Annotated in this window: 23 protein-coding genes; 11 read left to right on the plus strand and 12 right to left on the minus strand. The window is 66.9% G+C overall.

The features are described 5' to 3' along the window. Nucleotides 1–215: 215 nt before the first annotated feature. Entirely contained in the window at nucleotides 216–2,105 is a 1,890-nt protein-coding gene (locus tag P2T60_RS10280; RefSeq protein WP_276279154.1) for a right-handed parallel beta-helix repeat-containing protein, read from the plus strand. 29 nt (nucleotides 2,106–2,134) lie between these two features. Here P2T60_RS10280 and P2T60_RS10285 read toward each other — a convergent pair whose 3' ends face one another. The 4 genes from P2T60_RS10285 to P2T60_RS10300 all read right to left on the minus strand — a co-directional run bounded on the left by P2T60_RS10285 (nucleotide 2,135) and on the right by P2T60_RS10300 (nucleotide 6,045). Beyond that, complete coding sequence (locus P2T60_RS10285; RefSeq protein ID WP_276279155.1) at nucleotides 2,135–2,821, minus strand: alpha/beta hydrolase; 687 nt, start codon at nucleotides 2,819–2,821, stop codon at nucleotides 2,135–2,137. Beyond that, nucleotides 2,818–3,297 carry a VOC family protein gene (locus P2T60_RS10290; protein ID WP_276279156.1) on the minus strand — a complete coding sequence of 160 codons (480 nt, stop codon included), beginning with the start codon at nucleotides 3,295–3,297 and terminating at the stop codon, nucleotides 2,818–2,820. The genes P2T60_RS10285 and P2T60_RS10290 overlap by 4 nt, the downstream gene beginning before the upstream one ends. A gap of 375 nt (nucleotides 3,298–3,672) precedes the next feature. Beyond that, nucleotides 3,673–5,739, minus strand: a complete 2,067-nt coding sequence (locus P2T60_RS10295; protein ID WP_276279157.1) for a DHH family phosphoesterase — start codon at nucleotides 5,737–5,739, stop codon at nucleotides 3,673–3,675. A 54-nt stretch (nucleotides 5,740–5,793) separates the two neighbouring features. Next, complete coding sequence (locus P2T60_RS10300; protein ID WP_276279158.1) at nucleotides 5,794–6,045, minus strand: hypothetical protein; 252 nt, start codon at nucleotides 6,043–6,045, stop codon at nucleotides 5,794–5,796. A gap of 329 nt (nucleotides 6,046–6,374) precedes the next feature. On the opposite strand from P2T60_RS10300, the gene P2T60_RS10305 reads away from it, so the two are divergent. Continuing rightward, nucleotides 6,375–6,638 carry a hypothetical protein gene (locus P2T60_RS10305; protein ID WP_276279159.1) on the plus strand — a complete coding sequence of 88 codons (264 nt, stop codon included), beginning with the start codon at nucleotides 6,375–6,377 and terminating at the stop codon, nucleotides 6,636–6,638. A gap of 157 nt (nucleotides 6,639–6,795) precedes the next feature. Here the strand turns inward: P2T60_RS10305 and P2T60_RS10310 are convergent, their stop codons facing one another. After that, complete coding sequence (locus P2T60_RS10310) at nucleotides 6,796–7,449, minus strand: YIP1 family protein (protein WP_276279160.1); 654 nt, start codon at nucleotides 7,447–7,449, stop codon at nucleotides 6,796–6,798. A 9-nt stretch (nucleotides 7,450–7,458) separates the two neighbouring features. Then, nucleotides 7,459–8,043 carry a thymidine kinase gene (locus P2T60_RS10315; RefSeq protein WP_276279161.1) on the minus strand — a complete coding sequence of 195 codons (585 nt, stop codon included), beginning with the start codon at nucleotides 8,041–8,043 and terminating at the stop codon, nucleotides 7,459–7,461. Nucleotides 8,044–8,397: 354 nt separating this feature from the next. Here P2T60_RS10315 and P2T60_RS10320 point away from each other — a divergent pair, with 354 nt between their 5' ends. Next, nucleotides 8,398–9,132 (plus strand): competence/damage-inducible protein A, encoded by a 735-nt coding sequence (locus tag P2T60_RS10320; protein WP_276279162.1) that lies wholly within the window; start codon nucleotides 8,398–8,400, stop codon nucleotides 9,130–9,132. 16 nt (nucleotides 9,133–9,148) lie between these two features. Here the strand turns inward: P2T60_RS10320 and P2T60_RS10325 are convergent, their stop codons facing one another. Next, nucleotides 9,149–10,168, minus strand: coding sequence for an NADP-dependent oxidoreductase (locus tag P2T60_RS10325; protein WP_276279163.1), 1,020 nt, complete (start codon nucleotides 10,166–10,168; stop codon nucleotides 9,149–9,151). A gap of 65 nt (nucleotides 10,169–10,233) precedes the next feature. Continuing rightward, nucleotides 10,234–10,821: an NADPH-dependent FMN reductase gene (locus P2T60_RS10330; protein ID WP_276279164.1), complete on the minus strand. Its 588-nt coding sequence runs from the start codon at nucleotides 10,819–10,821 to the stop codon at nucleotides 10,234–10,236. 232 nt (nucleotides 10,822–11,053) lie between these two features. Here P2T60_RS10330 and P2T60_RS10335 point away from each other — a divergent pair, with 232 nt between their 5' ends. From P2T60_RS10335 to gdhB, 3 genes are all read left to right on the plus strand, one after another. Beyond that, on the plus strand, nucleotides 11,054–13,969 hold the full coding sequence (locus P2T60_RS10335; protein ID WP_276279165.1) for a bacterio-opsin activator domain-containing protein: 2,916 nt from the start codon (nucleotides 11,054–11,056) through the stop codon (nucleotides 13,967–13,969). A gap of 80 nt (nucleotides 13,970–14,049) precedes the next feature. Next, nucleotides 14,050–14,199, plus strand: coding sequence for a rubrerythrin-like domain-containing protein (locus P2T60_RS10340; RefSeq protein ID WP_276279166.1), 150 nt, complete (start codon nucleotides 14,050–14,052; stop codon nucleotides 14,197–14,199). A gap of 13 nt (nucleotides 14,200–14,212) precedes the next feature. Then, the gene (gene gdhB / locus P2T60_RS10345; protein WP_276279167.1) at nucleotides 14,213–15,502 is read left to right on the plus strand and encodes a glutamate dehydrogenase GdhB; all 1,290 of its coding nucleotides are present in this window, start codon (nucleotides 14,213–14,215) and stop codon (nucleotides 15,500–15,502) included. Nucleotides 15,503–15,630: 128 nt separating this feature from the next. On the opposite strand, the gene P2T60_RS10350 is transcribed toward gdhB, so the two are convergent. The 3 genes from P2T60_RS10350 to P2T60_RS10360 all read right to left on the minus strand — a co-directional run bounded on the left by P2T60_RS10350 (nucleotide 15,631) and on the right by P2T60_RS10360 (nucleotide 18,443). After that, on the minus strand, nucleotides 15,631–17,052 hold the full coding sequence (locus P2T60_RS10350) for a serpin family protein (RefSeq protein ID WP_276279168.1): 1,422 nt from the start codon (nucleotides 17,050–17,052) through the stop codon (nucleotides 15,631–15,633). A gap of 82 nt (nucleotides 17,053–17,134) precedes the next feature. Beyond that, the gene (locus tag P2T60_RS10355) at nucleotides 17,135–18,127 is read right to left on the minus strand and encodes an HhH-GPD family protein (protein WP_276279169.1); all 993 of its coding nucleotides are present in this window, start codon (nucleotides 18,125–18,127) and stop codon (nucleotides 17,135–17,137) included. Nucleotides 18,128–18,185: 58 nt separating this feature from the next. After that, nucleotides 18,186–18,443: a YgaP family membrane protein gene (locus P2T60_RS10360; RefSeq protein WP_276279170.1), complete on the minus strand. Its 258-nt coding sequence runs from the start codon at nucleotides 18,441–18,443 to the stop codon at nucleotides 18,186–18,188. A 152-nt stretch (nucleotides 18,444–18,595) separates the two neighbouring features. Here P2T60_RS10360 and P2T60_RS10365 point away from each other — a divergent pair, with 152 nt between their 5' ends. The 5 genes from P2T60_RS10365 to psmA all read left to right on the plus strand — a co-directional run bounded on the left by P2T60_RS10365 (nucleotide 18,596) and on the right by psmA (nucleotide 21,898). Next, nucleotides 18,596–18,928: a ribbon-helix-helix protein gene (locus P2T60_RS10365; RefSeq protein WP_276279171.1), complete on the plus strand. Its 333-nt coding sequence runs from the start codon at nucleotides 18,596–18,598 to the stop codon at nucleotides 18,926–18,928. Nucleotides 18,929–19,182: 254 nt separating this feature from the next. Next, entirely contained in the window at nucleotides 19,183–19,893 is a 711-nt protein-coding gene (locus P2T60_RS10370) for an RNase P subunit p30 family protein (protein WP_276279172.1), read from the plus strand. After that, a complete protein-coding gene (locus tag P2T60_RS10375; protein WP_276279173.1) occupies nucleotides 19,877–20,491 on the plus strand; it encodes a class I SAM-dependent methyltransferase in 615 nt (204 codons plus the stop codon). Before P2T60_RS10370 ends, P2T60_RS10375 begins: the two co-directional genes overlap by 17 nt. A 158-nt stretch (nucleotides 20,492–20,649) precedes the next feature. Further along, on the plus strand, nucleotides 20,650–21,129 hold the full coding sequence (locus P2T60_RS10380; protein WP_276279174.1) for an Rpp14/Pop5 family protein: 480 nt from the start codon (nucleotides 20,650–20,652) through the stop codon (nucleotides 21,127–21,129). 4 nt (nucleotides 21,130–21,133) lie between these two features. Beyond that, nucleotides 21,134–21,898, plus strand: coding sequence for an archaeal proteasome endopeptidase complex subunit alpha (gene psmA / locus P2T60_RS10385; RefSeq protein WP_276279175.1), 765 nt, complete (start codon nucleotides 21,134–21,136; stop codon nucleotides 21,896–21,898). 132 nt (nucleotides 21,899–22,030) lie between these two features. On the opposite strand, the gene P2T60_RS10390 is transcribed toward psmA, so the two are convergent. After that, entirely contained in the window at nucleotides 22,031–22,564 is a 534-nt protein-coding gene (locus tag P2T60_RS10390; protein WP_276279176.1) for a cob(I)yrinic acid a,c-diamide adenosyltransferase, read from the minus strand. Nucleotides 22,565–22,723 lie beyond the last annotated feature (159 nt).

The following is a 22,723-nucleotide window of genomic DNA, read 5'->3' on the forward strand; positions in this document are numbered from 1 at the left end:
ATATTTGAACTAATCGCCGGGGTCTAGCGATAGAACGGGGCGTTTTTATCCCGTGGAATAAATTGACAGACACAATAGGGTGCGCGGAACCGGAGTCGGGGCACGACCTGTACTCGCCGAACCGACCCGCAGACGGTCGTAGCAGGTTCGTCCCGTCCGGCGGCACGAGTCGATTGCTCGAACGGATTCCGTCCCCCTCGGGAGTAATCTACCACATGACAGAGAAGCTATCACGACGGACGTTACTGGAGGTGTCCAGCGGACTCACGGCGGCGCTCGCCGGATGCTACAGCGTACAGGGCGACGCGAAAGCTATCGACGCCGCGACCCAGCAACTCGCCACGAGTACGGTGTACGACCAGATACACCGCGAACCGACCGAATCGGACCTCTCGACGCCGGGCACGGTCCCGGCGATTGCGATTACCAACGAAGGACGGTTCGAGTACACGAGCGACACGAGCGGATGGACGAAGGTACCGCTCGGGACGGAGACGAACCCGGTCCCCGGAACGTCACACTTCGACGCGCTGACCGCCGACCGACTGTTCAGCGACACGGACGAACGGTCAGGTGCGCTCCTCATCGACGGCAACGGTGACTACAGGGCAGTTTCGTTCGTCACCGACGAAGTGTGGACGCACACCAGCGACGCGGGGACGGTACTTCAGTCGCTACTCGACTCCCTCGGACAGGCCCGGTCGAACGACAACATCGGCGAAATCAGAGTCGGGGCTGGCGCGTTCACGTTCGATACTCCGGTCGTGTTCTCCAACCACCGCGGGACGACGCTGACTGGGCAGTCGTTCCGTCAGGGGAACGGTCAGTCCGGCACCCGTTTCGTTCCCGGAACTTCCTTCCCGTCCGGTCGTGGTATCCTCGAATTCGGAAACGTCGGCGACGGGACCAATCCGGGCGATGGGGAGGCGACGCACCTCCGAAACCTCTACTTCGATTTAGGGGGTCTCGACGTAGCGGGGATATACAACTGGGCGCAGGACCGGGTTCGAACGACCGACGTGAAGTCGGTGAACCCCGGACCGAACGGGAACGGCATCGTCTACATCGGGTCGTTCAACAGCAACATCGTGGACAGTTACTTCGACCAAGCGGCGTTCGTCAAGAACGTTCCGCGCTCGAAGGACACGAACTCGCTCAGGTTCCACAACGTGACGTTCAACACGAACAGTTCTACCTGTCCCCCGGTAGTCGTCTTCAGTCAAGGACTTCGGGTCACGAACGCACTGTTCAACGGCGTTGACGGTCCCAGTCTGAACGATGGACTCGCTGTCGTCTCGTCCGACGCGTCCGGGAAACTCGGCATTCTGGGGTCGGACTCGCGCGTCGACTCCTCCGACGTGGCGGGTGGAACGAACCGGATGCAAGTCACGGCCTCCGCGTTCGTCACGGGCGGCAGTAACGTGAACGTGTTCAACGGCGTGTCGAAGTCCCAGTTTTCCGGGTGCCGATTCAGCAGTTCGGGGAGAGCGTTCAACGACATTCACCACTGTTCCATCTCCAACTGTTCGTTTAGAGGCACGGGACGGGAGGCGATATACCGGTCCGGTAGCACCGGCGGCGCGGTTTCAACCATCACGGGATGTACGTTCAAGGACTTCGGAAGCAACGCTGGCGAACCCGCGATACGGTTCGACAGTTCCCAAGGCCACCGCGTGGTCGTAGCGAACAACGCGTTCCGGTCCACGAACGGGTCGGCCAACGACATCGTGTTGGAGAACAACGCGCGTCGCATCGTCGTCACCGGCAACTGGGCGAGGGACGGCATCGAAGCCACCGTCGGGAGTGCCACAATCGGCGAACCGAGGTTCGTCGCACCCAAAGTCGTCGGCAACTCGACGAACCCCGTCGGATTCTCGCGGGCGACGCCGGTGCTACCGAGCGGAACGGGTAGCGCGAACGCGACCGCGAACAGGAACGCGCAGGGCGCGTGGGTGTACCACGAGGGCGGGAGCGGCGTGACCATCAACTCGTTCGGCACGACGACGACGCTGAACACCGACCCCTCGCCGGTGTTCGTTCCGAGAGCCGGGGAAATCTGGTTCGAGAGTTCCGCTCCGTCCGCGTGGGACTGGTGGTGGGTGTAGCCGGGGTCACTCTCGCGGGTCCGGACGACTCACTCCATCGACGCCGCGTCCTCAACCAGATTCCGGACGTACTCCATCTCCTCGCGGTTCACGCCGTGGCTCATCCCCTCGTAGATGCGCTCGGTCACGTCGCCGCCGAGTTCCGTCAGCACGTCGCGGGTCTCGTGGACGCGCTCGACCGGGATGTGTGGGTCCCGGTCGCCGCAACCGAGGAAAATCGGCGTCGCGCCGAGGTCGCCGTCGTAGTCGCGCGGGGTTCCCTCCGGGCCAATCAGTCCGCCGCTCAGGACCGCGAGTCCGCCGTACTCCTCGGCGTTGCGGGCGACGAACTCGCTGGCGAGGCAGGCACCCTGCGAGAACCCGACCAAGCAGGTCCGGTCGGCCGGAATCCCGGCGTCGGCGACGCGCTGGTGGACCCTGCCGAGGAAGTCGAGCGCCGACGACAGACTCGGTTCGTTGTCCTCGATTGGCGCGAGAAAGGAGTCGGGGTACCACGTCCGGCCGCGGGCCTGCGGCGCGAGGTAGGCCACGCCGTCGGCGTCGAACTCGGTGGCCATCTCCAGCATCCCCTCGGCGGTCGCTCCCCGGCCGTGGACGAACACGACCACGGCGTCGGCGTCGGCGGTGGGTACGCCGTCCGCGACCGCGCCCGCGGTGGCGACCGGTTGGCCGTCGTGGGGGTCGGACGCGCCAGCGTGGGGATTGCTCGCCGTCATCGCTGGTCCGGGGCCGCCACGAACTCGGTTCCCGGCACGTCCTCGTCCACGCCGAATCCCGGTCCCTCCGTGCAGATTTCGACGGTCAAGCCGTCGGGGTCCGAGAAGTAGATGCTCCGGAAGTACGTCCGGTCCCGTACCTGCGAGACCCGGACGCCCTGCTCGCGGAGGTGGTCGCGCCAGTCGCGCAGGGTCTCCTCGTCGGGGACGCCGAACGCGAAGTGGTGGGACGCGCCCGGCCCGGGCGTCCCGCGCGAGTCGGGATACTCGAAGTAGGTGACGACGGTGCCGGGTTCGCCCTCGGGCGTCGGCGAGAAGTAGTAGTGCTTCGTGCCGGGGTCGTCGTAGTTCTCGGTCATCTTGACGGTGTGAAAGCCCAGCACGTCCTCGTAGAACTCTCGCGTGCGGTCCATGTCGGTGCAGATGTTCGTGACGTGGTTGACGTTCGAAAGCGGCGGCGCGTCGGCGTCGGGCATACCTCTGGTAGCCCGAGCGCGGCCTTGAGCCTTGCCGGACGGAGAGGTAAGCAGGTGACGTGACTGTCACCGACTGGTCCGAAGTCCGAGAGACCGGCGGAGTAACGCGGTTCGGCGCGACGGGACCGCTACGAAACGTCGGAGTCGTCGCAGAAACCGGAAGCGCGGAGCCTTCCTCGAAAGCCCCCGCCCGCTCGCGGTCGCTGAGACGACGAAACTGCACGCGACCGAGCGGCCCCTTGTCCACCCTTGGGGTTGGTCGGCCGGGCACTCGCTGTCGGTTGGTCGGCCGAGCGTTCGCTGGCTGGGTGTCGCTCGCACGCGAGGCTATCGGACCGTGAGAACGGCGAGAAACGACCGCTATCTGCGGCGACCCTACAGTTGGTCGCTGATTGCGGCGACCACGGCGTCGAGGGCTTCGTCGCGTTCGCCCGAGAGGAACTCGATGGCTCCGTCGCGGGTGCCCTTCGCCGAGATACCCGCGTTCTCGGCCTCGTCGCTCGCGGCGGCCGCGACTTCGCGGGCGTTGACTCGGCCGTCGCTCCGGACGTGAATCTCGTCTTCGTCCACGCCGAGGGTGACGTGTTCGTCGCCCGAGGCACCCTCCGCGCCGAGTCCCTGTCGGTGGATGGCGTCCAACAGGAGCGCCGTCGGCGGGAAGTCGAAGCGGTGGGTGAACGCCTCGGTGTCGAGAACGGTGAACGAGACGCCGCCCTCGCCGCGGACCGAGAGGTTCGGTTCCACGGTGTCGAGTTCGGTCTGGAGTTTCTCGCGGAACTGCTCGCCGACGTGTTCGGCGAGGTCGCGCTTCTCGTGTTCGAAGAGGAGATCGGTGATGAGTTCGCGCTTGTCCTCGTAAGCCTGATAGTAGGCTTCCAGCGCGACTGCCTCCCGAAGCGCGGTGGTGTGGTCGGCGTCGTAGCCCGCGTCGCTGGCGAGGTCGGTGTACGCCTCGGGCGCGCCCTCCCAGAAGCTGACCGCCGGGAGGTGAGACACGTCCTCTCGCACGTCGGCGTTGACGTGGGCCGCGACGTTCGCGCCGAGGACGCCCGCGTTCACGTCGCTGGCGTCGGCACCTTCGAGGTGCGGGTTGACCGTCACGTCGGCGAGGTCGGCAACGTCTTCGTCGGGGTAGGTCGCGTCCACGACGACGCGCGGGGCGTCGTAGATGTCGAGAAGTTCGAAGCCGTCGCGCGACTCGTCGGTACTTCCGGCCGAGACGACGACGAACAGCGGGAGCTTCTCGTCGTGGCGCTCCCGGTTGTCGAGCATCGTCGTCACGTCCTTGGTCGCGTCGGCCATGTCGTAGTCGCCGCCTTCGAGCGGTCGCCGGTCGAAGTAGTGGTACTCGGCGTCGCTCTTGGCGTGTTCGTCTCGAACCAGCGGCAGGACCGCCCGCTCGATGGCCGCGCCAGCGACGTAGCCGTCGGCGGTGGCGTTGTGCCGGACGATGACCGGCCGGGACTCCATGACCGCGCGCCGAATCTCCTCGGCGGCGTCCCGAATCCTGCTGTGGACTGCAGACACCGACTCGTGGTCGGCCAGCAGGCCAACGTCGTCGGGTCGGGCCTCGCTGGTCAGGGCCGCTTCGAGTCGGGTCTCGACGGTCTTGCGGTCGTCGCCCTCCAACTTCTGGAGGTCGTCGGTCTCGACCTGCAACTCGTTGTTGCGGAGTTCGACCACGCCGTCGAGTCGAACGAGGTCGCCCGTCTCGGTCTCGGGGTAGGCCCGGACGCCCGCCTCCACGAACGCGGCGCAATCGACCGTCGCGGTCTCGTCGCGGACCTCGAAGACGGTCGGACCGCTGGTCTGGCGCGCGCCGACGATTTCGCCCTCGATGCGAACCTCGTCGTCCACTCGGTCGCTCAGCGTCTCGATTTCGACGCGGGACGGACCGGATTCGGCGTCGGACTCGGCCGCGGAGTCGTCCGCGGACGACTCCGACTCCGCGCCGGACTCGCCTGCCGACTCGGTTTCTCGCTCGGCGGGGTCGACCGTGCCCGCGCCGTCGGTCGTCGCCTGCTGGTCGTCGCCGTCGTCGCCCTCGCTGGCGTCAACGTCCTCGGGGAGGACCGCGCCGCGTTGGGGGTCGTCGATTAGCTTGCCCCGGAACTCGCGTTCGGACTGGCGGAGCGACCACCCGAGGTCCACGTTGCCGTTGTCGCGGACGCCGGTGACTTCCACGAACACCTCGTCGCCCTCGTCCCAGTCGAGCGAGTCGAGTCGCTGGTCGAGTTCGCTCTTGTGGAGCAACCCGGTCACGCTGTCGCCGACGTTGACGAAGACGCCGAACTCGGCGAAGCCGTCTACAGTTCCTTTGTAGTACCGTCCCGACGACAACTGATTCGGGTTGTCGCCGGTGAATTCGAAGAGGACATCCTGCTCGTGGCTCTCGCAGATTGCGCCGTCGGCAGGAGTCCCGCAGATGATACACGAACCCATCTTATACGCGAGCAAAATAGCCCCGGCCTAAAACGGTTGTCGAAACTGGCTTGGCTACTCGCGCGTCTCTTCGCCCTCGAACGCCTCGACGCCCGGCAGGTCCGCGACCCCCTCGTGGACGCCGACGAACTCGGCGTCTCCGACCGCTCGCTCGAACGCCGCGACGGTCGGGTACTCCCGAATCGCCAGCACACGGCCGTCCTCGACGGCGAAGACGATTTCGTCGGTGCCGCCGCCGTGGCGGTAGTGGTCGGCCTTCTCCGGGTCGCTACGCTCGTGAGAGTCGTCGGACTCGTCGGATGCCATCCGATAGGGTCCCAACCCCGAACGCCTTGAAAGTTGACTGCCTACTTTGAACAGTGAAGTGTAACGGACCACGGGACGCGCACCGCGAGCGCCGACAGGCGCGAGCGGTGCGGGGGCCACGAGTCGCGGTGCGGTTTGCGGTCTGATTGGTTCGAGCCTGAAGCTAGCGTCTCGTCGTCGTTCTCCGTCCCGGATGCGAAGAGCGAACGCGGCCCCTTCCCCCAGCGAACGACACTCTCCATCTCAGCGAACGACTCTCCCCCGACGAACGACCTTCTCCGACCTGCCGACCCATCCTTTATAAGACGCTCCCGCGCGAACGACGAGGCATGCTCAACCTCATCCTCGACGACTTCATGGTCGAACTGAAGGACGGAGCCATCAAGAACGTCGGTCCCTCGAACAAGTCCGGCACCGCGAAACTGTTCGACGTGGAGTCGGCCGAGGCCCGAGAGTTCGGCGACAAGCGCGTGAAAATCGTCTGCGAGGACGACGAGGGCAACGAGGTACAGGTCGCACTCTTCCCCGAGCAGGTCCGGGAGATTGCCCGCGACATCGAGGCGCTGGAGGACGACAGTCCGGTCTTCGAATAAGTCACGCGTGAGCGGGTTCGTGACAGTGTTCTAGTGATGGTGGACTGGTGGCCCGCACAGCACCGCAACCGCACCGCGAGAACCTCACGCCTTCCCGGCCTTCTCGCGCGCGTTTCTCGCGCACGCCAAACAAAATTAACATGGGTTTCCTACGTTCCTATACGAGCGCGACGCAGACCTCCGCGCCGAGTTCCACGACCCGGAGACACGCCGTCTCGCCGTTCCACGCGACGACTTCCTCCAGCGCCGCGATTCCCCGGAAGGCGTACCCGAAGACCAGCGCCGCCGGAATCGCGCCCGCGAGGAGCGCCCGGAAGTAGGAGGTGTCGTGGACCGTCCGGAGACCGACGAGGAACAGCGCCGCGCCGTAGAGGGCGCAGGCGGCCCGGAGCGTCGGCGACGGAACCCCGGCGAACACGCACGGCGCGGTGGCGTAGGCGACGACTTGCACCGTCTCGCTGGTGCCCGCGCGCTCGGGCACGACTGCCATCAGGAGGACGGTCTGGAGCGCGGCGGTCAGATGGAGGACCGCGGGCGCGACGAACAGCGCCGCCAGCGCGAGTCCGAACGCCGCCGAGAGCGCCGGTCGCCCGCCGAAGGTCGGGGCCGCGCCCGGAACCAGCGCGAACCGGGTCGCCTCCTCCGCGAGGACGACTGCCACGGCGAAGACGAGTCCCGGCGCTTGGTCGCCCGGCGCGATGGCGCGCTCGAAGAACCGCCGGGGATTGAGGAGGACTTCCACCCACGCGCGAGCGAGCGCCGCGGGACCGCGATTGCGCCCGCCCGTCGGATTCTCGACCCACTGGGTCATCGCGTAGCACTAGTCGGTCCGGAGGGTATGACAGTTCCGACATCGCGCCTCGTAGGACTCGTCGGCACCCACCATGATGGTCGGGTCGTCGACGTGGGCGGGTTCGCCGTCGATGAGGCGCTGGTTTCGGGTCGCGGGTTCGCCACACTGGGCGCAGATAGCCTGATACTTGTCCACGTACTCCGCCAGCGCGACGAGGCGCGGCAGGGGTTCGAAGGGTTCGGCCCGGAAGGTCTGGTCGGTGCCCGAGACGACGACCCGTCGGCCGTCCGCCGCGAGGAACTCGCAGACTTCGACCAGTTCCGCCGAGAAGAAGTTCGCCTCGTCTACGGCGACGACTTCCTCGCCGTTGAGTTCTTCGGGGATGTCCCAGACGCCCTCCTCGGGGTCTACGACCGTCGCGTCCCACTGGCGGCCGTTGTGCGACCCCACGGTCCCCTCGCCGTAGCGGTCGTCGAGCGAGGGCTTGAACGCCGCCACCTCTTGGCCCGCGATTTCGGCCCTGCGAAGTCGCCGGAGGAGTTCCTCGGTCTTGCCCGAGAACATGCACCCGGTCACGACCTCGACCCACCCGCTGTTGGTTATCTTGTGCATGTCCGTTCTGCGCTCACAGGAGGGTCAAAAGGGTTGCCGAATCGCGTCGGTGTGGACAGTCGTGCGAAAGAGGGACGTTCGGTAAAAGAACTGACTACTCGACTGGCGTGTCGTCAGAAATCGAAGACGGATACGACGAGAATCGCACCCGCCTCGACAGGTCCAAATGCAAGTAAAGATACACCGACCAGTCGTAACATCCATCGTCTAACGGGGATTTCCGGGCAGTACCCCGAGCGTCGGTCGCTGGCTACGGTCCGAAACCCGTTTCGCTGTCACGACTAACTGGCCCGAAGTTCGGTGCCGCTCGCCCGACCGTGTGGCTTTTGTCCGCGGCCAGCGTCGCTTCCGTCGATGGAAGTCGCCATCCTCACCGTCGGCGACGAAGTACTCGCGGGCGACACCGAGAACACGAACGCGACGTGGCTAGCGGGCCGACTCACCGACGCTGGCGCGACGGTCGCGCGCATCCTCACGGTGCCCGACGACCGCGAACTCGTCGCCGAGACGGTCCGCGAGTGGGCCGACGCCTTCGACGCGGTGGTCGTGACGGGCGGTCTCGGCGGCACCCACGACGACGTGACCGCCGACGCCATCGCCGACGCGTTCGACAGCGAACTCGTCGTGGACGAGACCGTCCGCGAGGACGTGATAGCGACCGTCGCGGCGTACCGAGACGAAAACCCCGAGACGGTCGAGGCCCACGAGTTGGACCTCGACGTGGACGCGTGGGCGGCGCTCCCGGAGGGAGGCCGACCGGTCCTGAACCCCGAAGGGCTGTGTCCGGGTTGCGTCCTCGGCAACGTCTACGCGTTTCCCGGCGTCCCGACGGAGATGCGGGCGCTGTTCGAGGCGGTCGCCGACGAGTTCGGCGGCGACGTGGTTTCGGCGACCCTCTACACGCCCCAACCCGAGGCGTCCCTGTTGGGTGCGATAGCGGGCGTGCGCGACCGGTTCGACGTGGCGGTCGGAAGCTACCCCGCGACCGACGAGCGAAACCGCCTGAAAGTGTCGGGGTCGGACTCCGAAACCGTCGAGTCGGCCGCCGCGTGGTTACGCGAGCGAGTCGAAGTCGTCGCCGAGAAGTGAGAGCGAGAGAAGCGCGCTACGATTCGCGCTCGCCGACCTTCACGAGTTGCTTGCCGATATTCTCGCCCTCGAAGAGTCCGAGGAACGCATCGGGAGCGTCTTCGAGTCCCTCCGTCACCGTCTCGCGGTACTGTATCTCGCCGTCGGCGACCCACTCGGCGAGTCGCCGGGTCGCCTGCTCGAACCGCGGCGCGAAGTCCTGAACGAGCAGTCCCTCGACCGTCGCTCGCGTCTCGATGAGTTTGCCGAGCTTTCGCGGTCCCGTCGGTATCTCCTCGGCGTTGTACATCGAAATCTGGCCGCAGACCGCGACCCGCGCATCGACGTTCAACTTCGAGAACACGGCGTCGGTGATGGGTCCGCCGACGTTGTCGAAGTAGCTATCGACGCCGTTCGGAGCCGCCTCGTCCAGCGCGGCGGCGTAGTCGTCGGTGGCCTTGTAGTTGATTCCGGCGTCGAAACCGAGTTCGTCTTCGAGGAACGCGACCTTCTCGTCGGACCCCGCGAACCCGACGACGCGAGCGCCCGAGAGTTTGGCTATCTGGCCCGCGACCGAACCCACCGCGCCCGCCGCGCCCGTGACGACGAAGGTGTCGTCCGCCTTGGGTCGTGCGACCTCACGAGTGCCGAAGTAGGCGGTGCGTCCCGGCATCCCGAGGACGCCCAGTGCGGTCGAAATCGGGCCGAGGTCGGGGTTCACCGGTTGGAGTTCGTCCCCGCGGGCAGTCGCGTAGTCGGCCCACTGGAGGTTGCCCGTCACCACGTCGCCCGCTTCGAAGCCCGCGCCGTTCGACTCGACCACTTCGCCGACGACGCCGCCGCGAAGCGGGTCCCCGACTTCCCACGGTTCGGCGTAGGACTCTCCGGCGTCCATCCGGCCACGCATGTAGGGGTCTACCGAGAGATAGAGCGTCCGAACCAGCACCTCGCCGGGTCCGGGTCGCGGTACGTCTTCTTCCACCAACTCGAAGGTGTCTCGGTCGGGTTTTCCGTCGGGGCGCTTCGCCAGCAGGAACTTCCGGTTCGTCTGCGACATGGGAGCAACGACGGTCCCCACGGGAAAGGGACCTACGGTCGGGGCAGAGATGGTCGATTTAAACGCTACTCAACCGCGCCGACGTTCTCTTCGCTCTCGGGCGTCGGCGGGCAGGGTTCGATGAAGGCGTAGCCCACGACTTCTCGGCCGAGTTCCCGGACGCGCTCCGCCACGTCCTCGTCGGTGAACGTCCCGTCCCGGACCGCCGAGTGCGACCGAGGGACCGCGGCCTGATGGGGCAGGACCCACGCGTCGAGGGCGCGACACACCGAACGGAGGTGTTCTAGCGCGGTGATGGGGAAACTCCCGCCCGAGACTGCCAGCAGGCCGACGGTCTTGTTCTCGAACTCGTCGAACCCGCAGTAGTCGAGGGCGGTCTTCAGCACCGACGAGTACGACCCGTGGTACATCGGCGACCCGAGCAGAACGGCGTCGGCCTCCCGGACCTCGCGGGCGAGTCGGGCGGCGTCCCCCGCGTCGGCGTCGTCCACGTCGGGGTCGTAGGCGGGCAGGTCGTACTCGCGCAGGTCGAGCAGGTCGGTCTCCGCGCCCGCGGTTTCCGCGGCGTCCGCGGCGTGTTCCAGCGCGACTCTCGTGACGCTCTCGTCCCGAAGGCTTCCGCAGATAGCGACGACGTGGGGCGTCTCTGACATACCGAACTGGTCGGAGGCGAGCGACAAATAGGTGGGTGACAGGCGGCGAGACGAGCGACGGGTCGCGCTCCCGTCGGGAGCGCGACCCGAACAAATATTTACCTTTCTTATAGACCACTATAGATTGCTCTACAATAGATAATTGTTTCTCTCTCGGTCCGGGCGCTCCTCCGACGGCGCGCGAGTCGGACAACGAACGTTCTTTATCACTCACCGCGCTAAGACGGCGACGATGGACACGCCCCGGTCTGCTCGAAGTACGACCGACTCTCTCGACGCTCTGCTGGTGGGACCGGACCCGTGGGTCGAACGGGTCCGACCGGCGCTCGCCGACTCCGGCGCGTTCTCGACGCGGGTCGTCGGGACCGCCGACCGAGCGATAGCGACCGCAATCGACGCCGAGGGCGTCGATTGCGTCGTCTCCGCGCACCGACTCGGCGGGACGACCGGTCTCGAACTGGCGGCGGCGCTCCGCGAACGCGGCGTCACCGCCGCGTTCGTCTTGGCACCCGACGAGGGAAGCGAGTCGCTGGCGGGCGAGGCAGTCGCGGCGAACGTCGCCGACTACCTGCCGACGGACGCCGACGCCGCGGAGTTGCGGCGTCGGTGTCGGGAGGCGGTCGAACGCCGCGACGACGAACGCCGCCAGCGCGCGAAGGCCGACCAGTTCGAGTCGTTTTTCGCCACGCCGGACCAGTTCAGCGCCGTCCTCGACGCCGACGGGACCGTCGTTCGGGTGAACCGCGGCGCGCTCGACTATCTGGGAACCGACGAGCGGAGCGTCCTCGGCAAGCGGTTCTGGGGGCTTCCGTGGACCGACGACTCCCGCCGGGACCTACAGGACGCGATTCGGCGCGCCCGGCGCGGCGAGTACGCCAACTTCGAGGCCGGACTGCCTGCTTCCGACGCGGACGGTCCGGGCGGAGACGACGCCACCCGATTCGAGTTCACCGTCCGGCCCGTCGCCGACGGCGGTGAGGTGACGCGCCTCGTCGTGGAGGGCCGCGAAGTCGCCGAGCGCGTCCGGTTGGAGGAGGAACTCCGCGCGTCCGAGGAACTCCACCGCGTCACGCTGAACAACATGACCGACACCGTTCTCGTCACCGACGACGGCGGCGAGTTCACCTACGTCTGTCCGAACGTCCACTTCATCTTCGGCCACAGCGCCGAGGAGATTCACGAACTCGGCACCATCGACGCCCTGCTGGGCGAGGACCTCTTCGACCGCGAACGCCTCGAAACCGAGGGGGTACTGACCAACCTCGAATGCACCGCGACCGACAAGGACGGCCGGGAACACACCCTGCTGGTCAACGTCCGGCGGGTCTCGATTCAGGGCGGGACCACCCTCTACAGTTGCCGGGACATCACCAAGCGCAAACAGCGCGAACGGGCGCTGACCCAACTCCACCGGACCAGTCGCAACCTGCTGTACGCCGAGACCCACCCCGAGATAGCCGACCGCGTGGTTTCCGACGCCGCGTCGGTCCTCCCCTCGGCGGCCGCGGCCGTCTACCAGTTCGACCGCGAGGAGAACGTCCTCTACCCGACGGCGGTGTCCGACGAGTTGGAGGCGATGCTCGGCACGCTTCCGTCCCTCCGCCTCGACCGGAATTCGGCGGTCAGTCGGGCGTTCGTGGAGGACGAGACCCTGACCGGCGGGACGCACTCGGTCGGGACAGACTCCGCCGGGACCCGCCCCGCGGAGGCGTCCGGGCGACGGGCGCTCTTCTCGACCTGTAGCGACTTCGTGGCGGTTCCGCTCGGAGACCACGGCGTCTTCGTGGCGGCCGCGACGGACGGCGAGACGTTCGACGAGGTGGGCGAAGAAGTCACGGAACTGCTGGCGGCGACGACCGAAGCGGCGTTCGACCGGGTAGAGCGTGAGACCGAACTCCGCGAGCGCGACCGGACCCTCCAGCACCAGAATCGGAGGCTCTCGCAACTCAATCGGGTCAACGAGTTCATCCGCGAGATAGACCAAGCCCTCGTCGGCGCGGAGTCCCGCGAGAAGATAGAGACCGCGGTCTGCGAGCGACTGACCGCCGACGACCGCTTCGCCTTCGCGTGGATAGGCGAGACGACCGCGCTGAGTCGGACGCTCCGCCCGCGGGCGTGGGACGGCGACGAACGGGGCTACCTCGACGCGGTTCCGCTGGAGTCGGGTCTCGACGCCGAGACCGCCGAACCGAGCGTCCGGGCGGCCGACGACCGCGAGGCCGCCCTCGTCTCGAACGTCGCCGACCACCTCCGGACCGGGCGGTGGTGCAAGGAGGCGGTGTCGCGGGACTTCCAGTCGGTGCTGTCGATTCCCCTCGCGTACGACGACGTGCTCTTCGGCACGCTGAGCGTCTACGCCGACCGCCCGGACGCCTTCGACGGGATGGTCCGGTCGGTCCTCCGGGAACTGGGCGACACCGTGGCGGCGGCCATCAACGCGGTCCAGCGCAAGGAGGCCCTCCAGAGCGACACGGTGGCCGAACTCGAATACCGGGTCTCGGACGCGAACGCCGACCTCCGCCGACTCGCCGCCGAGACCGGCGCGTCGTTCGACGTGGAGGGCGACGTGGCCCGAGACGACGGGACGACGCTCGTGTTCGCCGCGGTGGAGGGCGCGGACCTCGACGGCGTGGTCGCGGCGGCCGGGGAGTTCGTCGGCATCGCCGACGCGGAACCGATTCGGGAGACCGACGGCGGCGGACTCGTCGGCCTGCGAGTCCGCGAGGAGTTCGTGACGACGGTCCTCGCCGACCACGGCGCGGTCCTGCGCGGCCTGCGCGCGACCCCCGAAAGCCTCTCGCTGACCGTGGACGTGCCCGGTTCGGTCGCAACTCGGTCGATAGACGAGGTAGTCTCGAACACGTACGACGACGCCGAACTGGTCGCTCAGCGCGAGCGGACTCGGGCGATAGACGCCGCGAGGCGCTCCGAGCGGTTCCGCGAGAACCTGACCGAGCGCCAACTCGAAGTCGCGCAGATGGCCTACCACACCGGATTCTTCGACGCCGACCGGGACGTGACGGGCCGGGACGTGGCGTCGATGTTGGACATCTCCCACACCGCGTTCTACGACCACGTGCGTCGAATTCAGCGGAAACTGTTCGCCTCGCTGTTCGAGAGTCGCCCGCGACCCGCGGGGGTTGAATAGTAACCCGCGAAGCCCGGCGTCACGGTTTACTATTCAACTGCTCATTCCATGTCGCCGCAGTTCGTAGCAATTTTTACCGAATGAGCCACAGAGACATCGGTTACGACGCGGACGCCGACTCCGAGTACGAGTGTCTGCACTGCGGCGAAATCGTGAGCGAAGACAGCCATCCCGGAACCTGTTCTGACTGCGGGACCGCGATGCGAAATCGTCAGATGCCCTACGAGTAATTCGCTCCAGAACATGGCAACGAACACGCTCGAAGACGGCGACGCGGACGAGTATTCGGAGACCGAATCGGCACTGGAAACCGCCCTACGGCAACTCTCGGCGGCGGCCACCCACGTAGACGTGGACGAGGGCGTCATCGAGCGACTCGAGCACCCGACGCGGGTGGTCGAAGTCGGCGTTCCGCTCAAGCGCGACGACGGGTCCGTCGAAGTGTACACGGGCTATCGCGCCCAACACGACGACGTACGCGGACCCTACAAGGGCGGCCTGCGCTTCCACCCGGAAGTGACCGCCGAGGAGTGCGTGGGTCTCTCGATGTGGATGACGTGGAAGTGCGCGGTGATGGACCTGCCGTTCGGCGGCGCGAAGGGCGGCGTCGTGGTCAACCCCAAGGACCTCTCCACCGAGGAGAAAGAGCGTCTGACCCGCCGGTTCGCCGAGGAGATTCGGGACACCATCGGCCCGAAACAGGACATCCCGGCCCCGGACATGGGCACCGACGCCCAGACGATGGCGTGGTTCATGGACGCCTATTCGATGCAGGAGGGCGAGACGACGCCCGGCGTCGTCACCGGCAAACCGCCCGTCATCGGCGGGAGCGAGGGCCGCGAGGAAGCGCCCGGTCGCTCGGTCGCAATCATCGCGCGAGAGGCCCTGCGCTACTACGGCGAGGACCTCGACGAGGCTACCGTCGCCGTGCAGGGGTTCGGTTCGGTCGGTGCGAACGCCGCGCGTCTGCTGGACGACTGGGGCGCGAACGTCGTCGCGGTCAGCGACGTGAACGGCGCGGCCTACGACACGACCGGTCTCGACACCCACGCGGTCCCCTCCCACGAGGAGCAACCAGAGGCCGTGATGCAGTACGACGCGCCGAACACGCTCACCAACGAGGAAGTCCTCGAACTCGACGTGGACGTGGTGATTCCGGCCGCCGTCGGCAACGTCCTCACCGCGGACAACGCCGACGACGTGCAGGCCGACATCGTGGTCGAGGGCGCGAACGGCCCGACGACTTCGGCCGCCGACGAAATCCTCGAAGAGCGCGGCGTGCCGGTGATTCCGGACATCCTCGCCAACGCGGGCGGGGTGACGGTCTCGTACTTCGAGTGGTTGCAGGACATCAACCGTCGCCAGTGGTCGCTCGAACGCGTCAACGACGAACTCGAATCGCTGATGCTCTCGGCGTGGAACGACGTGCGCCGGGAGGTCGAGGCGGGCGACGTGAGTTGGCGCGACGCCGCCTACGTCGTCGCCCTCGAACGCGTCGGCGAAGCGAAATCGAGCAGAGGTCTCTGGCCGTAGTACGGCGGTAACGCGGCCAGCGAAGCGAACTCCGGAGACGGCGGGCGCATCGGGTTCGCTTCACAAACTAAGGATTTGCTTGCACGGACGAAAGCCGATGCGCCGGGTCAGGGGCGGGCGGTGCAGTCTCAGTTCTCCGAGAGTTCCGTCACGCGCCCGACGAACAGCGGTGTCTCGGTCGGTCTGTCCCGGATGTAGAACAGAAACGGCCTGTTCACCGTCATCTCTGCCTGCTTCGCCGGGGCGCTCTCGGCGAGTATCGCGGCAGTCGCGGCCGCGGCCTCGGTGCCGCGTTCGTCCACCGACACGAAGCTCTGGTGAACGATGTCGCTGACGAACAGGTCGCTCGCCTCGGCCATCCCGGTGAAGTCCGCCGACCCGGTGAACGCTCGCTTCATCCCGAGCGACTGCATGGCCTCGACCAGACCGACCGCCGACTCGATTTCGAACTTCGGGAGCGCGAGGTCCACCAGCGCGTCGGTCGTCCGGTCGAGCATGATGGCGAGGCGGTCCACGGTCAGCGCCCGCTCGAACGCCTCGAACTCGCCTTCGGCGGGGAGGACGACGACCATGCTCGTCTGGCCGTTGGCGTAGGGGAGTTCGACCAACTGGTGGCCGCCGACTTCGGCGTACTGGGTCTCGATGGACTCGTGCATCGTCGGCACCTCGGCCGTCGTCCCGTCGAGCGCGGTGAAGGGCCGGGGTTCGGTCTCGTCCTCGGAGAACGGCACCTTCCACCGCGCCGAGAAGTAGACGGCGTTGGTCAGCACGAGTCGAGTCGCCGCGTCGATGGACTCCCGCGGGAGCAGGTTCTCGATTCGGTCGTCGGTCCGCTCGGCGACCCACGAGTTGATTCGCTCGCGGGCGGTCTCCGGGTCGCCCGTGAAGTCCGCGAGTCGCAGGCCCGCGCCGTAGTAGGCGTCGAGCAGGTCGAGGTACGCCTCGCGGAAGGGGTAGCCGTCCTGCCCCCACGCCGCGTTCGCCGTGGTGAACTCGAACGCCGGACCCGCGTCCTTCTCTTCGTCGGACATCACCGAGACGTTGGCCTCCTGCCCGTCCTCGTTGCGGCGCTCGAACTCGGCCGCGAGCGACCCGAACGCCGCGTGGAAGTCCTCGCCGTCGAGGGCGAGGTTCAGCGCGTCGGCCATCTCCGCGGCCGTCTCGCCGCGCGCCCCGGCGTAGGTCATCGCCAGCGCGACCGAGACGCTGTAGGGCGAGACGAAGAGGTTTGGGTCGTCGTGCTGGTCGCGCAGGACTCCGAGCAGGTCGAGTGCGAACCCGACGTTGCCACGAATCTGGTCGGCCAGCAGGTTCTCGGGGAGTTCGGGGTCGGTCTCGGGGTCGATGTCGGGGAACGGCGGCGCGTCGAGGTCCGCGAAGTCGGGCGACTCCTCGGTGGTCGTCTCGGTCGGGTCAGGGTGGCTCTCGGTGGTCTCGCGGGTCGTGGTCTCGGTTTCGGTCGTCGCCGGGTCGTCGCTTCCGGTACACCCCGCGAGTCCGGCGAGGAGGGCACCGGACAGCGCGAGGGTTTCGCGGCGTCGGAGGGTCATGGAAGGAGGTTCTGCGGGTCGGGATAAACGCTTTCTGGAGGGTGAAACGGGCGTTTCAGTGATAGAGGGGAAGTAGGTGGTCTCACCGCCGGAGTCGAGCGACGGTCTCGCCGTCGCTCGACTCGCCGTCGCCCGCGGTGTCCGAATCGACTTCCACCAGTCCGTCGTCGGCCAAATCCGAGAGCAGGTCTCTCAGCCACTCCCGTCCGTACTCGCCGCTGGGCGCGTAATCGACTCGGACACGAGGACCGAGTTTGTCCAGCGCCAGTTCGTCGTACTCCTTCAGAATCGAGATGACCTTCCCCCGGAACTGCCGCCTGCTTCCCTCGAAACTCGGTTGGGTGGGCACGTCGGGCGCGGTGAAGTCGCCGGTCTCGTAGGCGTGACACCACTCGCGCCACGGGCATCCCGCCGAGTCGCACTTGGGCGACTGCTCGCAGGCGACCCCGCCCAGTTCCATGATGGCGTTGTTCCAGACGCGCGACTCGCCGTCGGGCATCGCTTCGCTGGCGGCGTCCTCGAAGGCCGCGTCGTCGTCGGGCACGTCGAACGCGCGGTGGAGGACGCGCTTGACGTTGGTGTCCACCACGGCGTCGCCGTTGTTGAACGCGAAGGAGGCCACCGCGTTCGCGGTGTACGGCCCGACGCCCATCAGGTTCCGGAGTTCGTCGGGCGAGTCGGGAAACTCGCCGGGTTCGACGGCTTCGCCGTCTTCTCGTTCCGTCTCCGACGGAACGCCCTCCACGACCTGCCGGGCGGCCTCGTGGAGGTACTTCGCGCGGTTGTTGTAGCCGAGACTGTGGTCGGTCCAGAAGCCAACCACGTCGGCGCGGTCCGCGTCGGCGAGCGCTCGGGGAGTCGGCCACTCGTCGAGAAATGCCTCCCACGCGGTCACGACCCGGCCGAGTTGGGTCTGCTGGCTCATGACCTCCGAGACCAGAATCTCGTAGGCGTCGTCGGTCTCGCGCCACGGGAACTGGCGGTGGTCGTTCTCGTACCACGAAATCAGGGCGTCGCGGACCGCCGGGAGGTCCTCGGGGAGCGCGTAGTCGGCGTCCGATTCGGCGTCGCTCATCGCCGAGAGGTAAGGACGAGTCGGGTAAAGGGTCGGCGGTTCGAGGGCGTCGCTCCGATTACCGTGCCGTCTCTGCGGGTCGCTCGTCCTCGGTCTCGCCCTCCCGACGGAAGGTGTTCATCCCGAGAAGGCTGTTGGCCGGGCACTTCTGGGTCAGTCCGGTGACGGTCAGAATCGCGCCGACGAGCAACGCCACCGCCGCGAGCCACAACTCCAGCGCGATTGCACCGAGCAACCACGCGAGGACGACTACCAGCAGTACCGGACCGAGTATCAATCGCACCGTTCGGTCGAATCCGCCGACGTTCTTTTGCATCTTTCTCCCCCAACGTAGAGGTAGGGCGCGTAGGGACTTGAGCTTTTCCTGCAAGATTGGGGTCGTCCGTGCGGGCGCTCGACGGTGGGTCGCGTCGGCGATTCTCCCGACCAGTCGAAAGGCGTTTCCGGCCCGCGGGCCACCTTCCGCGCATGAGTCTCGACGACCTACAGGACGACTTGGAGGGCGAGTACGCGGACCTCGGCGACGAGGTGTCGGTGTCGCTAGACCGCGAGACCCGCAACGAACTGGCGATGCTGAACGCCGCGTTCGACCCCGAGGACGCCGACGAACTGCTCCGCCGGGCGGTCCACATGCTGTTTCAGACCGCGGTCGATACCGGGAATCTGGACTTTCACCTCCGGAGTGGCTACGACGTGACCTACGACGAGTACCTCTCGGGGATGACCTACGACGAGATGACCGGCGGCGGGCAGGCGTTCCCACAACAACAGCAGAAAGACGACCGGCGCTACCAGTTTTGAGAGCGCAGACGAACTCCAAACTTTCGAACGTATCTACTCGTCGTCGGATTCGGACGACGTGTTTCGACGGAACAACTTGGACAGGAGTGCCGGACCTTTGTGGCTCCGTTGACCTTTTCGTTCCAGTTCCGCCTGCGACTGGCGACTCATATACTGCAACGTACAGCGTCGAGATATAAAAAGGCCGACCTCCAAGTCGAAGGGACAGACCCAAATCCACGCCCCAAAAAAGATTCCCCAGAGAACCCCGACCCATGCCACTCTACGAAGGCGTCCACGCCCATCCCGACGGCGACAGCACCGTGGCGCGCTTCGCGGCCACCGCCGTCGAGTACGACTTCGACGGCGTGGTCGTGCGCAACCACAGCGATTCGACCGCCGACTACGACGCCGAGCGAATCGGCGACGAGTACGGCGTGGACGTGGTGGAAGCCATCGAGATTCGGGCCGACAACCCCGACGTGGCCGCGGGCCACGTCGGTAACTACCGACCCAAGCAGACGATTCTGGCGGTCCACGGCGGGACCAACGCGATGAACCGCTTCGCCGTCGAGTCCGACCGCGTGGACGTGTTGGCCCACCCGATGCGGGGTCGCGGCGACTTCAACCACGTGCTGGCGAAGGCCGCGGCCGAACACGAGGTTCGCGTCGAGTTCGACCTCTCGCGGGTCCTCCGGGACGACGGCGGACCGCGCGTGCAGGCCCTCCAAGACCTGCGAAAGCTTCGGGAAATCGTGACGCAGTACGACGCGCCGTTCGTCGTCAGCGCGAACCCCGGTTCGCACCTCCAACTCCGGGCACCGCGCGAGTTGGCCGCGGTGGGCGAGACCATCGGCTTCTCCGCCGACCAGATTCGGCGGGGTCTCGAAGCGTGGGCCACCCTCGCCGAGCGAAACCGCGAGCGGATGTCCGACGAGTTCATTGCGCCCGGAGTCAAACGCGGCAGGTATGAAGAAGAGCCTTGAGGAACACGCCTCGCGCTTCGACGAGGTGGCGGGCGAGTACGACGACAGTCAGAACGACACCGACGAGTACCGCGCCTGCGTCTCGCTGGTGGTGGACCACGCGAATCCCGGTCCCGACGACACCGTGGCGGACCTCGGTACCGGAACCGGCGCAATCGCGCTGGCGCTGGCCGACGACGCGGGCGAAGTCCTCGGCCGGGACATCAGCGACGGCATGATGGAACAGGCCCGCGAGAAAGCCGAGTCGCAGGGCATCGAGAACGTCGCGTTCGCCGAAGGACGCTTCCGCGAACCCAACGTCGATTCGGCCGACGTGGTGGTCTCGAACTTCGCCATGCACCACCTCAGCGACGAGGAGAAGCGCGAGGCTATCGAGGCGATTGCCGAGTTGGGTCCGCGGAAGTTCGTCCTCGGCGACGTGATGTTCTTCGGCACGCCCGACCCCGACGAACCCTTCTACAGTCCCGAGGTGGACGACCCTTCGACGGTGGGCCATCTGGCCGACGCGCTGACCGAAGCGGGGTTCGCGCTGACCGCCGTAGAGAAGGTTCACGAGCAGGTGGGCGTGTTGGTGGCCGAGCGCGGAAACGGCGAGTAACCCGAAACGAGTTCTCTTCCGTCCTTCCGGACGCTACCCGTTCTACTGCCCGAACCCCGCTCGGTCGCAGTTAGCGGATGACGGTCGAGTCTCCACACTCCGGCAGACGAGTACCGACCTTTCAAGCCTCGCCCTCCCCAATCCCCGCCAACTGACCGATGAAACACCTCCCCAAGCACCTCCGACCGCGGTGGCGCTACCTCGCCGTCGAACTCGAAGCGTGGCCCGACGCCGACTTCGACCGCCGGGACTTCCAGCGGAGCGTCTGGTTCGCGGCCCAGAACCTGCTCGGCGACGCCGGGAGCGCCGACGCCGACCTGCAAGTCCTCCACTTCGAGTTCGACGACGCCACCGGCGAGGCCATCGTTCGCGCCCGACACGGCCACGCCGACGACGCCCGCGCCGCCCTCGCCTGCGTGGACGAAATCCGAAACGACCCCGTAGGCCTTCGCGTGTGCGGTATAAGCGGTACGGTCCGTGCCTGTGAAGAAAAGTATTTAGGAGCAGACGGCCAAATTCGGGACGAGAGAAAAGTCGTGTTCGGGGACGCAAAGCGGTCCGCCGTCGAGCGAGACGGACTCCTCGACGTGCGAACCGACGGCGCGTTCGCGGGCGCGACGGAACTCGATTTCGAGTGATACTATGCAGGGACAAGCCCAACAGCAGGCCTACGACCGTGGGATTACCATCTTCTCCCCGGACGGACGGCTCTATCAGGTCGAATATGCCCGCGAAGCCGTCAAGCGCGGCACGGCGAGTATCGGCGTCCGTACGGAAGGCGGCGTCGTGCTGGCCGTGGACAAGCGAATCCGCTCGGAGCTGATGGAGCGGACCAGCGTCGAGAAGATTCACAAGGCCGACGACCACATCGGCATCGCTTCCGCGGGCCACGTCGCCGACGCCCGCCAACTCATCGACTTCGCCCGACAGCAGGCACAGGTCAACCGCCTGCGCTACGGCGAACCCATCGGCGTCGAGACGCTGACCAAGGAAGTCACCGACCACATCCAGCAGTACACGCAGGTCGGCGGCGCGCGACCGTTCGGCGTCGCGCTCATCATCGGCGGTATCGAGGACGGCGAACCGCGCCTCTACGAGACCGACCCGTCGGGGACGCCCTACGAGTGGAAGGCGCTGGCCGTCGGCGCGGACCGCGGCGAGATTCAGGAGTACCTCGAAGACAACTACAGCGAGTCGATGGACTTGGACGGCGGCATCGAACTCGCGCTCCGCGCGCTGGGTTCGGTCAACGACGACGAACTCAGTCCGGAGGGCGTCGGCATCGCCACCATCGACGCCGAAACCGAGGAGTTCCTCGAACTCTCGAACGACGAGACCGAGGAGTACCTCGCCGAACTCGACCTTCTCGGCGGCGGCGACGACGAAGGCGAACCGGAAGAAGAGTAATCGGCCCTTCTTTCCCGCGGTTTCAGGCGAGCGAGCAGTGCCTTCTCTTCGCATCGGGACGGTGCGGCGACGAAGACGCGCTTCAGAGTCCCGCCCGCGGCGGTTGGTCGGCAGGGCGTTCGCCGTCGGTGGTCAGTACGTCGGCGACTCCTCGGGAACGCCGTCGCGCCGGTTGACCACGCGGCCGAAGACGAACAGGGCGTCCGAGAGGCGGTTCAGGTACGTGACCGCGGTGTCGTTTACGTCCTCGTCCGCTTGGAGGGCCACGGCGCGGCGTTCCGCGCGGCGACACACCGTCCGGGCGTGGTGGAGTCGCGCGCCGTCGTCGCCGCCGCCGGGGAGGATGAACGACTGGAGGGGTTCGAGTTCGTCGTCGTAGTCGTCCATCCACGTTTCGAGTTGCTCGACGTGTTCCTCGCGGACCGCCGGGTCGTCCTCGTCGGGGTCGGGGTTGGCGAAGTCGGCCTGCACGACGTGGAGGTGGTTCTGAATCTCCCGGAGGTGGCCGTCCACGTCGTCGTGGCCCGTCGGCCGGACGCGCCCGACCAGCGCGTTCACCTCGTCTACCGTGCCGTAGGCTTCGATTCGGGGGCTGGCCTTCGAGACCCGCGACATGTCCCGGAGGTCGGTCTGGCCCTCGTCGCCGCGACCGGTGTAAATCTTCATACGTCGTGTAGCGAGGGGACCGCACTTAACTCCCGTCCCGACCGGTCCGCGGGACGCGCTCAGGGTCACGAACCACAGCGCGCGCTCGGTGAAACAGTCCACCGGGACGCGCCCGGCCGACCAACCGCCAGCGAACGCCCGGCCGACCAACCACAGTCT

This window comes from Halorussus caseinilyticus, assembly GCF_029338395.1.
GTDB lineage: Archaea > Halobacteriota > Halobacteria > Halobacteriales > Haladaptataceae > Halorussus > Halorussus caseinilyticus.

Coding starts and splice junctions, on each gene's coding strand:
- P2T60_RS10280 (WP_276279154.1), top strand. CDS start 216: ATGACAGAGAAGCTATCACGACGGACGTTACTGGAGGTGTCCAGCGGA.
- P2T60_RS10285 (WP_276279155.1), bottom strand. CDS start 2,821: ATGACGGCGAGCAATCCCCACGCTGGCGCGTCCGACCCCCACGACGGC.
- P2T60_RS10290 (WP_276279156.1), bottom strand. CDS start 3,297: ATGCCCGACGCCGACGCGCCGCCGCTTTCGAACGTCAACCACGTCACG.
- P2T60_RS10295 (WP_276279157.1), bottom strand. CDS start 5,739: ATGGGTTCGTGTATCATCTGCGGGACTCCTGCCGACGGCGCAATCTGC.
- P2T60_RS10300 (WP_276279158.1), bottom strand. CDS start 6,045: ATGGCATCCGACGAGTCCGACGACTCTCACGAGCGTAGCGACCCGGAG.
- P2T60_RS10305 (WP_276279159.1), top strand. CDS start 6,375: ATGCTCAACCTCATCCTCGACGACTTCATGGTCGAACTGAAGGACGGA.
- P2T60_RS10310 (WP_276279160.1), bottom strand. CDS start 7,449: ATGACCCAGTGGGTCGAGAATCCGACGGGCGGGCGCAATCGCGGTCCC.
- P2T60_RS10315 (WP_276279161.1), bottom strand. CDS start 8,043: ATGCACAAGATAACCAACAGCGGGTGGGTCGAGGTCGTGACCGGGTGC.
- P2T60_RS10320 (WP_276279162.1), top strand. CDS start 8,398: ATGGAAGTCGCCATCCTCACCGTCGGCGACGAAGTACTCGCGGGCGAC.
- P2T60_RS10325 (WP_276279163.1), bottom strand. CDS start 10,168: ATGTCGCAGACGAACCGGAAGTTCCTGCTGGCGAAGCGCCCCGACGGA.
- P2T60_RS10330 (WP_276279164.1), bottom strand. CDS start 10,821: ATGTCAGAGACGCCCCACGTCGTCGCTATCTGCGGAAGCCTTCGGGAC.
- P2T60_RS10335 (WP_276279165.1), top strand. CDS start 11,054: ATGGACACGCCCCGGTCTGCTCGAAGTACGACCGACTCTCTCGACGCT.
- P2T60_RS10340 (WP_276279166.1), top strand. CDS start 14,050: ATGAGCCACAGAGACATCGGTTACGACGCGGACGCCGACTCCGAGTAC.
- gdhB (WP_276279167.1), top strand. CDS start 14,213: ATGGCAACGAACACGCTCGAAGACGGCGACGCGGACGAGTATTCGGAG.
- P2T60_RS10350 (WP_276279168.1), bottom strand. CDS start 17,052: ATGACCCTCCGACGCCGCGAAACCCTCGCGCTGTCCGGTGCCCTCCTC.
- P2T60_RS10355 (WP_276279169.1), bottom strand. CDS start 18,127: ATGAGCGACGCCGAATCGGACGCCGACTACGCGCTCCCCGAGGACCTC.
- P2T60_RS10360 (WP_276279170.1), bottom strand. CDS start 18,443: ATGCAAAAGAACGTCGGCGGATTCGACCGAACGGTGCGATTGATACTC.
- P2T60_RS10365 (WP_276279171.1), top strand. CDS start 18,596: ATGAGTCTCGACGACCTACAGGACGACTTGGAGGGCGAGTACGCGGAC.
- P2T60_RS10370 (WP_276279172.1), top strand. CDS start 19,183: ATGCCACTCTACGAAGGCGTCCACGCCCATCCCGACGGCGACAGCACC.
- P2T60_RS10375 (WP_276279173.1), top strand. CDS start 19,877: ATGAAGAAGAGCCTTGAGGAACACGCCTCGCGCTTCGACGAGGTGGCG.
- P2T60_RS10380 (WP_276279174.1), top strand. CDS start 20,650: ATGAAACACCTCCCCAAGCACCTCCGACCGCGGTGGCGCTACCTCGCC.
- psmA (WP_276279175.1), top strand. CDS start 21,134: ATGCAGGGACAAGCCCAACAGCAGGCCTACGACCGTGGGATTACCATC.
- P2T60_RS10390 (WP_276279176.1), bottom strand. CDS start 22,564: ATGAAGATTTACACCGGTCGCGGCGACGAGGGCCAGACCGACCTCCGG.